The following is a 13,601-nucleotide window of genomic DNA, read 5'->3' on the forward strand; positions in this document are numbered from 1 at the left end:
AGCTTTATTTTTTAGTGAGGAATTTGATTAAAGTGCAGGTATACTGCAATAATTATAAATCCTACAGGTATTGTAATTGCCCAAACTTTAGCAAACTTTGAAAGTCCAGCAGAGTATTTATTATTAAATCCTACCGACTGGAATGTCGATGCAAATCCGTGCCATAAGTGAAGTGCTAGTAGCACAAAAGAAATCACATATAGTACTACACGTACAGGGCTTTCAAATTTGTGAACAGTCTCTGCATAATATCTTGTAGGATCTTCTGGATGCGTTTCTACATATTTATGAATCATTTCTGGAATCCAGAAGTCATAAAAGTGAAGTCCTAAGAAAGCAAGCACCACAAGTCCCGAAAGAATCATGTTACGTGATGTCCAAGGTGCATTTGCACTTCCTTTATACTGTGCATATCCTACTGGACGTGCTTTTCTGTTTTGCAGTTCTAACACAAATCCCATCACGAAGTGAAAAACCACTCCGAATATAAGAACAGGCTGCAATCCATATTGTACTAGCGGGTTAGACCCCATAAAATGCGACCACGCATTAAATGTATCTGGCGCAATAACCGCTGTACTGTTAATTACAAAGTGCTGTGTTAAAAAGACAACTAGAAAAAGACCTGATAGCGCCATGGCTACCTTTCGGCCAATCGAAGATTTTAATAATCCGCTCATTTAATTTTTGGTTTGGAATAATCTATACAAAAATACGGCGCAAACGTTGTTTTGGCAACTATACAAGGAAAGCATTGTTATTATTTAGAATCATTATAAGAAAAAAACACAACTATGTTCAACACTAAAAGGTAGACATTGCAAAAACTCCATTTTACGTTCAACATTTTCAATATTATTGAAAACTTTTAAGAGAGATTTATAAATTTTTACGCTTTCGCGAAAGCGTAATTTCAATTCCAAAGACCTATTTCAGTCAGATTTACTATGACATTTTAAACTTATGAATAGACGCAACATAACCAAGGATTACATCTTCTCTTCGGTAATCAGTGTCTTTTTAAAACGAAAAACCCCGTACACTTGGTACAGGGTTTAAAAAATCTTGTCTAATTATATTATTTAATCTCTAAGGTAGTTTGCGCTGCATTACTATTACCTCCTCCACCATCAAGGGAAACTGTATACACTCCTTTTGGGAGATAATATTTACCACTTTTGGCTTTCTGAATGTCTAATGAAGAGTTTGCCATTTCAAGTATCTTCTTCCCTTTTTCTGCTATAGAAAGATCGTAATTAAACACATTAAGTCCCGCCGAAGGTAGTAATGCTACTCGTTGCACTTCTTTCCCCTCTGCATCCTTAATGACCATAGAAAATTTACCTGCGTTGCTTGTGTAGTAATTGATTGCAACATTTGGCTCGTTTGGTGCAGACCAGCTGCTCCAACTATTACCCCATCTCCCGCTTGATCTTACACTAGCAATGTCAAATATTTGAGCATTTGCCCCTGTATTTACTTGCTGTATAGGTGCTAGATCTGCTCTGTATATGCTTCGGCCGTGCGTTCCTAGTAATAGGTGATTTGCCTTTTTCTGGATTTTCATATCGTGAACTGCTACTGCTGGTAGCGGTGCAGTGGTTTTATCTGATACCGCTTTCGCGAAAGCGTTATAACTCTCACCGCCATTCATGCTCACATAAGCACCATTATCTGTACCTACGTAAATGATATTTTCTTTTACAGGATCTTCGATAATCACATTTACAGGAGACATAGGAATCCCTGCAGAAATATTCCTCCATGTTTGCCCGTAATTATCAGATACGTAGATATACGTTGCAAAATCATCCCAGCGATATCCATTTAAGGTAGCATATACTCGCTCCTTCTTATGCTCTGAAGCCACGACACGTGATACCCACAAATCTTTAGGCAATGTGTTACTAATCACTTGCCAGTCGCTTCCGCCATTCTTTGTTACAGAAATCTTACCATCATCACTTCCTGTGTATATCAACCCAAATTGAAAAGGAGACTCTGAAACTGAAGTAAGAGTTCCATAAGCCACATTACCAGGCTTACCGCCATGTGTAAGGTCTGGGCTTATTGCAGTCCAGCTATCACCTTGATCCATAGATCTCATGAGTTTATTACCTCCTAGATATAAAATATCCTGGTTATGAGAACTTAGTAAAATAGGCGTTTGCCAATTAAAACGATATGGCTTCTCTCCTAGTGTATGCTTTATATCAAATCGCTTATTTTCTCCCGTCTCGCGATTAATCCTGAAGTAGTTACCAAACTGAAATCCTGTGTACACAATATTTGCATCACGACTATCTACTTGAACTTGCATACCGTCACCACCCATGATACTTTCCCAAGGATACTGCCCGCTTTGCAACCAGCCTCTACTTTCTTGTGCAGTACTAGGAGCTACCCACACACCATTATCTTGTAATCCTCCATATATATTATAAGGCTCCTCATTATCTACTTGAATAAAGTAAAACTGACCAACAGATGGATCATTTGCCTTTATCCAGCTAGCACCATCATCATATGAAATATTTATACCTCCATCGTTTCCATTAATAAGATGATTTTCATTTTTAGGATTAATCCACAGCGCATGGTGATCTGAGTGTACGTTAGGAGCATTGATACTTGTAAACGTCTTTCCGCCATCTTTAGACTTTACAATGGGCACACCGTAAATGTAAATATCTTGAGCATCTGATGGGTTTACATTAATCTCTCCAAAGTAATACCCGTAGCTGTAATACAAATCCTCTATATATCCCTCGTGAGTCTTGCTCCAAGTTGCTCCACCATCATTAGATCTATACACCTCTGCTCCTACTACAGGTGTATCAAACATTTGAATATTTGCAGTTTCTAAGTAAGTGGCAAGATCTACTGGTTGTACATCTCCTTGACGCACCATAGATTTCACATTTGCAGCACGATATTTTTCTTGAAAGCCATTTCGCTTTAAGTAGTCATCTAATTTCTTGTCATCAAGGGCTAATAATGCATCTTTAGACATTGTTTTGAAATCGTCTTTTTCTAATTTACTTGATGATGACGATTTCTTTCCCTCACCCTCACGTCGAAACTGGCTATCATGCACTGCATACACCGTATTTTCATCATAGACAGCAATACCTATTCTACCAACACCATCACCAGAAGGGAATGAGTTAAGCTGTTGCCACGTATCTCCACCATCTGTACTCTTATAAATTCCAGATCCAGCACCCGCTCCTTCGAAGTTCCATGCCTTGCGGTCCTTTTGCCATGCCGAGGCATACATCAAATTAAAGTTAGCCGGATCATTATCTATATCTATAATTCCCGTTTTATTATCAATAATTAAGGTTTTCTTCCAGGTCTTACCACCATCCTTTGTTTTATAAATTCCTCGCTCTTCGTTATCTGAATATAGATGACCTAGTGCTCCTACGACAACCTCATCTGGATTAGATGGATTTATTAAAATACGTCCAATGTGGTGACTATCTATAAGCCCCATATTTTGCCACGTTGCTCCTTTATCTGTAGATTTCAATAACCCGATACCCGCATAACTAGATCTAGATGCGTTATTCTCTCCAGTACCTACCCATATAGTTCCGCTTTTCCAGTCCACAGTAACTTCTCCTACATTTTGCGTAGGTGCATTATCCATTACCGGTATAAAAGTGGTTCCGTTATTATTAGTGTACCATAAACCACCACTTGCATAGCCTGCATAAAACTCTGAAGGCATATCTGGATTTACTGCAATATCTACAATACGACCACTCATTACCGAAGGCCCTATGTTTTCAAAAGGGATATTTTTTACAATACTATTACTAAGCGACTGCTCTTTTTGGAGCACTGCCTGTTCTTGTAATTGTATCGAGGTCGCTGGTTGTTGTGACTGCCCTTTAGTAAGTGCGAAAAGAACCGCACTTGAGGCAAGGAAATAACGTAATTTCATTTGGTTTGGATTTTATAAGGCAATGAAAATACGGAAAGGACTTATTTTAAGAAAACTTTTGGTTTTTGTTTAACACGTCATTACGAATAGTAGGCATTATTAAGGTAATAGATAGGAAGTATTGATAGCATGTTTTCGCGAAAACGTATCCAAATTTGTACTTTTACAATAGTAGATTAATGAATAATAGATACACCGCAAAAGGTCACAATTATGAAATACGACTTAATAGATAATACCCTTTTTATAAAAAATCGCAAGAACTTTATGGCTCAAATGAAGCCTAAAAGTCTAGCTGTTTTTAATAGTAATGACACTTACCCAGTAAGCGCAGACTCTACTCTTCCTTTTGAGCAGCATCGTGATATTTTTTATTTAAGCGGCGTTGATCAAGAAGAGTCTATCCTTGTTTTATTTCCAGACTGTCCTAAAGAGCAATATCGTGAGATTCTTTTCTTAACAGAGACTAATGATCACATTGCTGTTTGGGAAGGAGAGAAGCTTACAAAAGAAAAAGCACTAGCAACTTCTGGAGTTAAGACGGTTTTCTGGCTTCAAGACTTAGAAAAGGTTTTTGCAGAGCTTATGACGTATGCAGATACTGTGTATGTAAATACGAACGAACACTATCGCCAGTCTGTAGCACTTGAGACTAGAGAAGATCGTTTTACAAAATGGTGGAAAGCAAAATATCCAGCACACAGTGTTGCAAAAAGTAACCCAATCTTACAACGTTTACGTTCTGTAAAAGATTCTATCGAGCTAGATCTAATGCAGAAGGCTTGTGATATTACTAATAAAGGTTTCCGTCGCGTTCTTGGATTTGTAAAGCCCGGAGTCTGGGAATATGAGATTGAAGCAGAGTACATGCACGAATTCTTACGCAATCGCTCTAAGAAGTTTGCTTACACACCAATCATAGCTTCTGGTAATAGCGCAAACGTACTTCACTACATTGAAAATAAAAATCAGTGTAAAGATGGAGAACTTATCTTAATGGATGTAGGTGCAGAGTATGCAAACTACTCGAGTGACATGACAAGAACTATTCCTGTAAACGGAAGGTTTACTGATAGACAAAAAGATGTTTACAATGCAGTGCTACGCGTAAAAGATGAGGCTACAAAAATGCTTGTACCTGGCACTATGTGGGAGCAATATCATGTAGAAGTGGGTAAACTAATGACTTCTGAGTTATTGGGTCTAGGTTTACTAGACAAAGCAGATGTACAGAATGAGAATCCAGACTGGCCTGCTTATAAGAAGTATTTCATGCACGGTACTTCTCACCACATTGGTCTTGACACTCATGATTACGGATTGCTACACGAACCTATGCAAGCTAACAATGTGTTTACTGTAGAGCCTGGAATATACATTCCAAAAGAAGGTTTTGGGATACGTCTAGAGGATGATCTGGTAATCCAAGAAAATGGAGCTCCAGTAAATCTTATGGGTGACATTCCTATCACAGTTGAGGAGATTGAAGATCTTATGAATAAGTAAAATAAGTACGCTTTCGCGAAAGCTACCAAATAACAAAAGCCCGTTTTCATAATGAAAACGGGCTTTTACAATCAAAGGAACTTCTTAGTTTGCTACGGGAAGAGAAAATACATAACGCTGCAAAAGCTCTAGAGCGCTACGCTTATCTTCTGTTGCGACTAGCAATGATATATTGTGATCGCTTCCACCGTAAGAAATCATGCGCACTTGCACGTCTTGAAGTACTTGGAATAACTTGTGTGTATCTGCATGGCGATTTACCTCATTACCTACGAGACAGATAATAGTCTGATTTTTATCTACCACCACTTGTGCAAATTGTAACAACTCTGCTTGTATGGCATCAAGGTGCGTAGTATCATCAATCGTGAGTGACACCGCAATTTCTGAAGTGGTAATCATATCTATAGATGTCTCATAGCGCTGGAAGATTGCAAACACTTTACTTAAAAATCCATGCGCTAGTAGCATCTTACTAGATTTTATTTTGAGTGCTGTGATTCCATCTTTGGCAGCGATTGCTTTTATCCCTTCCCCTTCAGATCTATGAGTAATCACTGTGCCAGGGGCATCTGGCTCCATCGTGTTTTTAAGTCTTAACGGTATACGATCCTCTCGTAATGGCTGCACTGTTTGCGGGTGCAAAATTTTGGCTCCAAAATAAGCCAACTCTGCCGCCTCATCATAAGAGAGCGCACCTATAGCTTTTGTTTTCTCAACTTCCCTAGGGTCGTTATTATGAAAGCCATCTATATCTGTCCAGATCTGCACCTCACTCGCTTGTATTGCAGCTCCTATTATAGTTGCTGTATAATCACTTCCTCCACGTTGCAAGTTTGAAATCTGACCGTAGTAATTGCGGCATATAAAACCTTGGGTGATATACACGACGCTGTCATCAGTCTGCTCAATTACTCGACGTAAGTTTTGCGCGATGTAAAATTGATCTGGCTCATGCTCTTTATCAATTCGCATGAATTCTAGCGCAGGTAACAAGACAGCTTTAAGCCCTTCTTGCTCTAGGAAATGACAAAATATAAAAGTAGAAAGTAATTCTCCTTGCGCTACAATTGCCTCGGCTTTTTGATCACTAAAATCTTCAGATGAAAGTCGCTCTATCTCTGCAAATATTTCGTCTACATAACCTATCACAAGAGGTTTTAGCCTTTTATCTGTAATTAACTGCTCCACCACATCGTCATACCTTGACTGCAGGCTGCTACGTAGCTCACTTGCCTCAGTAAGATTTGATGCTCTTGCGGCATTTGCAATTTGGACTAAAGCATTTGTAGTACCAGACATTGCAGAAAGCACTACTATTTTAGGAGTTGGCGTATCAATAATATGTCTTACAGAGATCATATTTTCTGTAGATCCAACGGAGGTACCCCCAAATTTTAAAACTTGCATACGTGTTATTTTTAGGTAAAAGTATTTCAGAGTTAGATTACCACCACATAAATGAAGAAAATAGACTAATTTTGAACAAAATGTTAACTATATAACGATTTGAATACTATATCCGACTGCGTATCAGAGATTATCGCACAGCAACCTTACCTAGAAGAGGCATTATCACAGAAGATTATTAACTATGCCGCTCTCGCTGAGAATCTTAATCCTCAGGTCTCACAACTACTTAAGAAACCTGTAAAAGACGGGGCTATATTAATGGCGCTACGTCGTTATGCATCACCTACAGACACTCAGAAATCGCTACGCTTAAAGGAAGTACTTAGTACGCTAGGTGATATCACAGTACGTTCTAAGCTTATTGTGTTTACTTTTCAAAATTCTGGTACACTTATCCAGAATCACGCTCAAATATTGAGCACTATTGCTAAAAATACGCAGGTATTCTATACGTTTACACGTGGTATTCATGAAAGCACACTCATAAGCTCTTCAAGTGAGGAGGAGAACATTCGCAATCATTTTGAGACAGAAAGTATTCTTGGATTTCAAGGTAACTTATCTGCTATAAGCATAAGGCTTCCACAGGGTAACACTGCTGTTGCAGGTTTATACTACCAGATATTTAAGCGTTTGGCTTGGGAGGGTATTTCTTTACAAGAGGTTATTTCGACCACTAATGAATTTATTATTCTCGTAGAAGACCATCTTGTTGATCGTGCGTTTTCTACTATTAAGAAGTTACAGTCTTAGATGGTACGCTTTCGCGAAAGCGTAATAGCACTCACCACTATATAAGTGACCACAGCAGGTAATAACCAGCCTAAACTTACGGTACCTAACGGAATCATTTCTTGCAGCACCTTCATCTGATCACCAAAACCTACAGAGGCCCAAAAATCTGGTGCGCTAAAAAGTATGGTCGCAATTACTACGGCTCTAAACACAACTGGTGCCGTCCACCTTCTAGGCATTGCGTTAAGTAATATTAGCACGATAGTGATAGGGTAAATAAACATAAGTGCTGGCACAGCAACTATAATGATAGAATTTACATCTAGTTGCCCCATTACAACACCAAGTATGGCTCCTAGAATTGCTGTGATTGTATAAGCTACTTGCGAGTTCCCTAGGATTCCTTTGACAAAATCTGCAGTACCTGTTACGATTCCTACGGCTGTAGTAAAACAAGCTAAACTCACTAAAACAGCAAGCACCTTTGTGCCTATCACTCCTAGTGTATCTGTACTAAGAAGGTTGAGAAGTGCCGTACGATCTGTCATCTCTATACCTCCACTTCTTAGAGCACCTAGATAGATAAGTCCTCCATATATTAGTAACAATCCTATACCTGCAATGATGCCCGCTCTAGTTAACAAACGTTGCTTTGCTCTACTAGAACCCTTTTTAAAACCAAGAGAAATCACAATGACTCCTCCTACAACCACTCCACCTATGGCGTCAAAAGTTTGATAACCTTCTAAAATCCCACTAGTGAGTGTACTATCAAAAATAGATGCACGCATAGGTTCATACTCTCCAAATATGCCAATACCAATTACCAAAGCTAAAATAATGAGAATAGCAGGTGTAAGATATTTACCCACAAGATCCATCATCTTAGATCTATTGAGCACAAATAATAAGACTAGCCCGAAGTAAATTGTACTCCACAGCCAACTAGAAATATCAAAATATGGAGCTATTGCCATCTCATATGTCACAGAGGCTGTACGTGGACCTGGTAGTGCGATAGAAATAGCATAGACTACAATTGCATATAAGAGCGCAAAGAGTGGTGAGACTTTATTTGCAAAATCAATCAATGTTCCTTGTAATCTTGCATGACCATAAATTGCGAGAATAGGTACTACCACAGCAGAAATAAGAAAACCTGCCAACACAAATAACCAAGAGCAACCCGCATTATAACCTAGAAAGGATGGCAAGATTAAGTTCCCCGCACCAAAAAAAAGTGAAAATAAAGCAAAGGCTGTGATGAAGGTTTGTTTGGTCATTCTCATAGGTTGCGTGATATTTGCCCACCAATATAGAACTAATGACTATTAACCACAAAGGTGCTTCCATATTTTATACAGATCAAGGAAAAGGATCACCCGTAGTCTTACTACACGGATTCTTAGAAAATCACCAGATGTGGGACCATTTCCTTAGTGTTTTGTGTGAGCAACACCGCATTATCTGCATTGATTTATTAGGTCACGGATTTTCGGAGTCGGTGGGTTACGTGCATAGCATGGAAGAAATGGCTGCGGCAGTTGCTGCCGTTACAAATCAATTAGAGCTTAAAGACATTTCGATAATAGGACACTCTATGGGAGGTTATGTGGGTATCGCTTTCGCGAAAGCGTATCCAGAATTTGTATCAAAATTATGTCTTCTTAACTCCACTCCAGAACCTGATGATGACGCTAGAAAAAAATTGAGATCACGGGCAAATGTGATGGCAAAAAAACAATATGAGCAACTTGTTAGAATGTCATTTATAAATCTTTTTGACAAAAAAGCAAGTACAAATCATACGGCAGAAATAAACAATGCACTTCAACAGGCACTCAACACACCTGTGCAAGGATATATCGCTGCAAATTCTGGAATGAAAGATAGACCAGACAGTTCTGAGTTTTGGAAAACAACCTCTATAACAACTGGAATGATTTTAGGTAAATCTGATTTGCTCATTGATGCTGAAATTCACGAGCAAAGCTATAAAGAGGACACAAATTTCTTTGTTATTATCGATAGTGGGCACATGTCACATATTACTAATGCTACAGAGACTATTAATAATATACTTGACTTTCTATCTGCTTCGTCTAGCACTTGACAAGCTAGTTATCAAGATGATTAGGCAATTTTCTCGTATGAAGAAGCACTAATTAAGGGTGAAAAGATATTTTGACGACATAATCAAATGTTAAAATTTTAAGTATTTAATCGGTAAATTTGTGTATTTCACAGATTAATTCTTAATTTGTGTATCCCAAATCAACCCCTATAATGAAAACAATTGACCTCAACTCAAAAAAACAAAACATCAACCCACTCACTACTGTAGGCTGTAAATTATTTGGACATAAGTATAGAATCATAAAGCGTTACGAGTCTAATCTAAAGGAATTTGAATGCTCACAGTGTAAAAAACAATACACGCTAGATGGCTATGGTCATTACACACCATTGACACCTAAGTTACGTCGCATCAATGAGGTATATGAAGAGTTTTACATGCGTAAACTTGCTCGCACCTCCTAGTCTTCTTTTTGAAGAGCATTCCATCCACGGGCAACTAGAGGTATTTTAGTATCTGCTCGTGTGATGAGGTGTATACCTTCTTTCTCTTCTGTCATATGACCTATAATAGAAAAATTAGGGTTTGCTTTTATTTTTGGAAAGTCGTCTTGACTAATAGTAAATAGCAACTCGTAATCTTCTCCTCCACTTAATGCGATGGTAGTACTATCAAGTTCAAACTCCTCACAACTACTTATAACTTGGGGATCTAAAGGAATTTTATCTTCATAAAGATTACATCCTACACCAGAGTTTTTACAAATATGCAGTACTTCTGATGAGAGACCGTCGCTTATATCAATCATTGACGTAGGCTGTACTTCTAGAGATTCTAGAATCCCTCTTACATCTTTACGAGCCTCTGGTTTTAATTGGCGCTCAATCAAATAACTATATTGCTCAAGATCTGGCTGGTTATTAGGATTTACCTTAAAAACTGCCTTTTCTCTCTCTAGTATCTGTAACCCCATATAAGCTGCCCCTATATCTCCAGTCACTACTAGTAGATCTCCAGCTTTGGCAGTAGATCTCTTTGCAATTTTCTTAGGTGCTGCGTGGCCTATTGCCGTAACACTTATTACTAAACCTACGTTAGACGAGGTAGTATCTCCACCTATAAGATCTACTTTATAGTTAGTACACGCAGTTTGAATGCCTGCATATAATTCTTCAAGTGCCTCTAGTGGAAAACGATTTGAAACAGCGATTGAAACTGTAATCTGAGTTGCCTCTGCGTTCATAGCATACACGTCAGATAGATTTGCCATCACTGCCTTATAACCTAAATGTTTTAATGGTACGTAACTTAAATCAAAATGTACACCCTCTACAAGAAGGTCTGTAGTAACAATAACCTGGCTTTTAGGAAACTTCAACACTGCAGCATCATCACCTACACTTACTACCGTGCTTTTATGATGAATTTTAAAGTGCTTTGTTAAGTGATCAATAAGACCAAATTCTCCTAATTCTGAAAGCGAAGTGCGCTCTTGATTTTTATCTTCTAACATAGCTGCAAAGATACTTAAACATCTTCTTTTATCACTTTCAAAATAGGACAGCTAGTATTACAAAATATAGAAACACTTATTCCAATTTCATCTAGAAGTGAAATTAAATATTTTCTTGATTATTTAATTTTAAGGGAGAAAAGAGGTAAAAAAATAGGATATCACAGATAAAACAGCCATATTTTCATAAAGTATTCTTAAAAGCCAGCAATTGCGTAGGTTAGCTAGAATTGTTTAAGTAATTTAACCTAAAATTAAACAATTTCCTATGGACCTCTTACAACAAGCAGAAGTATATGAAAATAGAACGATGAGTCATATGTCTACTAGTGATCGAGTAGCAGCATCACGCGAAGGCAAAAAATTGATTCTTGCTATTAATGAAATATACAAGAAAACAAAAGACAGTAAACTTATGGACGTTATGAAGCGTCTTACTGTAAAAAAGAAGAAAATCGAAAAACGTATTAAGGGCAGACTAGCTGCATAATATGTTAACTATATAATTATTTCCAAGAGCGCTTTACGGCGCTCTTTTTTGTTGGGAAATCACTTGGCACTTCTTGTGTTACTTTCCCCGTAGCTGCCCACTCTGCTCCTCGCTGCAAGGTCGTAATAAAGCCGACACTCTCCATAGAAATATCCATATGTCCTAAGGCAGTATGGAATACACGTCCACTTTCATAATTTACAGTCATAATAAGAGGTTCTCCTCTACCTGAACCTTTATTTTCTGGAGCCCAAGGCTGTGCGTTTCCCTCTACGTCTGAATATGCGTAGTATAACACATTTACATTTTCGGCAGGGCCGCGTAAACGATCGTAGAGCTCATCCTTAGTATGCATCCACTGTTTAGGCAATCCTCTTGTGATAGGATGTAATGTATCCCAAGCTGTAAGAACAAATTCTTTTTCTGGACCGTGTGAAGATTCCTCACCATTGCTTGGTTCAATCTTAAGTTGTTCTTCTTCGTTAATGTAAATCTGATTAAGTCCATCGTGTGGGCGATTTCCCCAGCCACCTACACCTATCATCTTATTAAATGCCGGCCAGTCTCCCCAAGAATTATTTGCTCCATGCACAACCACAAGACCTCCACCATTCTTCATATAAGATTCAAAATCTTCTTTTGTATCCTCAGGCCAATTTGCAGTTTTGTCACCAAAGTTTGATAAGATCACATCATATGTATCAAATTCGGGCTTAAAAGAAGCATCGGCAATGATGCTATCTTTCACTTCATGTATTCGTGCATCATCCACTTTATAATTTTCAACTAGTTGTGTGATACTGTCGTGATTGAGTCCGTCTACAATACCGTGATGTGGACCTTGATACGTATAAGCGGTTCTATAAATATCAACCTGAAAAAGACCTGTTTCTTCCAGATATGATTTCATCATCATTGTTGTCTTGGGCCATACTCCATGGTTGTTTTGACCGTCTACAATGAGCGCTCTAAGTTGCTTAACTGGTTCGTCTATAACCTGCTTCTTATCTTCAGCCTGATTGCAACTAGTAATAAATAGTATACAGAAACTTATTTTGAGTAACATTTTGACACGCATAATATCTTATTTAGATTCCTAAAAATACTTACAAAATAATAAAGAGGATAAGCACGCTTTCGCGAAAGCGGACTTTTAAAATAAAAACATCTTTGCAATAGCACCTATGAGCACAATAATAAGAACGTAATATGCTACTTGATCTGCCCATTTATTCTTACTAGCGAAACGAGCCGTAAGAAATCCTCCTGTAGTCTGCCCTATTGCCATAATGCCCCCCAGTTTCCAATCAATGAGCCCTTGGTAGTGAAAAATTGCAATTACAAAGAGCGTATAAAGTCCTATTACAAAACTTTTAAGCGCATTACTTTCTATGATGTTAAAGCGCATCCCTAACACCATTATTATGAGGAAAAACACACCCATACCCATCTGGATAAATCCTCCATAAAATCCTAGTGCAAGAAGTAGCGGGAAATAGACATACCATTTAGGTTTAAACGTTAAATCTGTTTCCCTCAACCAGCGCTTGGGCTTCACTAATACAGCTAGCAGCATGAACACCATCATGAATTTAAACACTGCTCTAAACTGCTCATTACTTACATTTATGGCAAGAATAGCCCCAGCAATTGCTCCTATAAAAATGGGAATGATATATTTTTTATTCTTTGCGATATCAAGCCTTCCATTCTTATAAAAAACCCACGAAGTAGCCGAACATTGGGTAAAAATCCCAATACGGTTAGTTCCATTTGCAATATTGCCTGGCAGCCCAAGCACCTCCGTAAGAATCGTTAAGGTAATGGCGCTTCCATTTCCTGCAAGGGTATTGATCCCACCAGCGATAAGACCTCCTATTATAGCAATAATATATGTTTGTACTTCTGTCAAAAT

The 13,601-nt window shown here is 38.2% G+C and carries 12 protein-coding genes; 5 read left to right on the forward strand and 7 right to left on the reverse strand.

Going from position 1 to position 13,601, the window contains the following annotated elements:
• Positions 1-11: 11 nt before the first annotated feature.
• Both SJY37_RS03145 and SJY37_RS03150 read right to left on the reverse strand, forming a co-directional pair.
• Entirely contained in the window at positions 12-680 is a 669-nt protein-coding gene (locus tag SJY37_RS03145; protein WP_108877161.1) for a succinate dehydrogenase cytochrome b subunit, read from the reverse strand.
• A gap of 398 nt (positions 681-1,078) precedes the next feature.
• Positions 1,079-3,952, reverse strand: a complete 2,874-nt coding sequence (locus SJY37_RS03150; protein WP_298329484.1) for a glycosyl hydrolase — start codon at positions 3,950-3,952, stop codon at positions 1,079-1,081.
• Between the two features lie 213 nt (positions 3,953-4,165).
• Here SJY37_RS03150 and SJY37_RS03155 point away from each other — a divergent pair, with 213 nt between their 5' ends.
• Positions 4,166-5,458 (forward strand): aminopeptidase P family protein, encoded by a 1,293-nt coding sequence (locus SJY37_RS03155; protein WP_298329487.1) that lies wholly within the window; start codon positions 4,166-4,168, stop codon positions 5,456-5,458.
• A gap of 84 nt (positions 5,459-5,542) precedes the next feature.
• On the opposite strand, the gene SJY37_RS03160 is transcribed toward SJY37_RS03155, so the two are convergent.
• Complete coding sequence (locus SJY37_RS03160) at positions 5,543-6,868, reverse strand: aspartate kinase (protein ID WP_108877165.1); 1,326 nt, start codon at positions 6,866-6,868, stop codon at positions 5,543-5,545.
• A 99-nt stretch (positions 6,869-6,967) separates the two neighbouring features.
• On the opposite strand from SJY37_RS03160, the gene SJY37_RS03165 reads away from it, so the two are divergent.
• Positions 6,968-7,624: a hypothetical protein gene (locus SJY37_RS03165; RefSeq protein ID WP_298329493.1), complete on the forward strand. Its 657-nt coding sequence runs from the start codon at positions 6,968-6,970 to the stop codon at positions 7,622-7,624.
• On the opposite strand, the gene brnQ is transcribed toward SJY37_RS03165, so the two are convergent.
• The gene (gene brnQ, locus SJY37_RS03170; protein ID WP_298329495.1) at positions 7,621-8,895 is read right to left on the reverse strand and encodes a branched-chain amino acid transport system II carrier protein; all 1,275 of its coding nucleotides are present in this window, start codon (positions 8,893-8,895) and stop codon (positions 7,621-7,623) included. The two genes, SJY37_RS03165 and brnQ, sit on opposite strands and share 4 nt — an antisense overlap.
• A gap of 35 nt (positions 8,896-8,930) precedes the next feature.
• Between brnQ and SJY37_RS03175 the strand changes: the two genes are divergently transcribed.
• Both SJY37_RS03175 and SJY37_RS03180 read left to right on the forward strand, forming a co-directional pair.
• A complete protein-coding gene (locus tag SJY37_RS03175; RefSeq protein WP_298329498.1) occupies positions 8,931-9,719 on the forward strand; it encodes an alpha/beta fold hydrolase in 789 nt (262 codons plus the stop codon).
• Between the two features lie 173 nt (positions 9,720-9,892).
• Positions 9,893-10,147 carry a hypothetical protein gene (locus SJY37_RS03180; protein WP_298329502.1) on the forward strand — a complete coding sequence of 85 codons (255 nt, stop codon included), beginning with the start codon at positions 9,893-9,895 and terminating at the stop codon, positions 10,145-10,147.
• On the opposite strand, the gene thiL is transcribed toward SJY37_RS03180, so the two are convergent.
• Positions 10,144-11,196, reverse strand: coding sequence for a thiamine-phosphate kinase (gene thiL / locus SJY37_RS03185; RefSeq protein WP_298329505.1), 1,053 nt, complete (start codon positions 11,194-11,196; stop codon positions 10,144-10,146). The two genes, SJY37_RS03180 and thiL, sit on opposite strands and share 4 nt — an antisense overlap.
• Before the next feature lie 268 nt (positions 11,197-11,464).
• Between thiL and SJY37_RS03190 the strand changes: the two genes are divergently transcribed.
• Complete coding sequence (locus SJY37_RS03190; RefSeq protein WP_013750994.1) at positions 11,465-11,686, forward strand: hypothetical protein; 222 nt, start codon at positions 11,465-11,467, stop codon at positions 11,684-11,686.
• A 16-nt stretch (positions 11,687-11,702) separates the two neighbouring features.
• Here the strand turns inward: SJY37_RS03190 and SJY37_RS03195 are convergent, their stop codons facing one another.
• Entirely contained in the window at positions 11,703-12,764 is a 1,062-nt protein-coding gene (locus SJY37_RS03195; RefSeq protein WP_298329511.1) for a ThuA domain-containing protein, read from the reverse strand.
• A gap of 75 nt (positions 12,765-12,839) precedes the next feature.
• On the reverse strand, positions 12,840-13,598 hold the full coding sequence (locus SJY37_RS03200) for a sulfite exporter TauE/SafE family protein (RefSeq protein WP_298329514.1): 759 nt from the start codon (positions 13,596-13,598) through the stop codon (positions 12,840-12,842).
• Between the last annotated feature and the right edge of the window lie 3 nt (positions 13,599-13,601).

Source organism: Dokdonia sp. R78006 (genome assembly GCF_042466145.1).
Taxonomy (GTDB): Bacteria; Bacteroidota; Bacteroidia; order Flavobacteriales; family Flavobacteriaceae; genus Dokdonia.

Excerpts from the sequence above, each read along its gene's own strand:
- SJY37_RS03145 (WP_108877161.1), bottom strand. The coding sequence starts at position 680 with ATGAGCGGATTATTAAAATCTTCGATTGGCCGAAAGGTAGCCATGGCG.
- SJY37_RS03150 (WP_298329484.1), bottom strand. The coding sequence starts at position 3,952 with ATGAAATTACGTTATTTCCTTGCCTCAAGTGCGGTTCTTTTCGCACTT.
- SJY37_RS03155 (WP_298329487.1), top strand. The coding sequence starts at position 4,166 with ATGAAATACGACTTAATAGATAATACCCTTTTTATAAAAAATCGCAAG.
- SJY37_RS03160 (WP_108877165.1), bottom strand. The coding sequence starts at position 6,868 with ATGCAAGTTTTAAAATTTGGGGGTACCTCCGTTGGATCTACAGAAAAT.
- brnQ (WP_298329495.1), bottom strand. The coding sequence starts at position 8,895 with ATGAGAATGACCAAACAAACCTTCATCACAGCCTTTGCTTTATTTTCA.
- SJY37_RS03175 (WP_298329498.1), top strand. The coding sequence starts at position 8,931 with ATGACTATTAACCACAAAGGTGCTTCCATATTTTATACAGATCAAGGA.
- SJY37_RS03180 (WP_298329502.1), top strand. The coding sequence starts at position 9,893 with ATGAAAACAATTGACCTCAACTCAAAAAAACAAAACATCAACCCACTC.
- thiL (WP_298329505.1), bottom strand. The coding sequence starts at position 11,196 with ATGTTAGAAGATAAAAATCAAGAGCGCACTTCGCTTTCAGAATTAGGA.
- SJY37_RS03190 (WP_013750994.1), top strand. The coding sequence starts at position 11,465 with ATGGACCTCTTACAACAAGCAGAAGTATATGAAAATAGAACGATGAGT.
- SJY37_RS03195 (WP_298329511.1), bottom strand. The coding sequence starts at position 12,764 with ATGCGTGTCAAAATGTTACTCAAAATAAGTTTCTGTATACTATTTATT.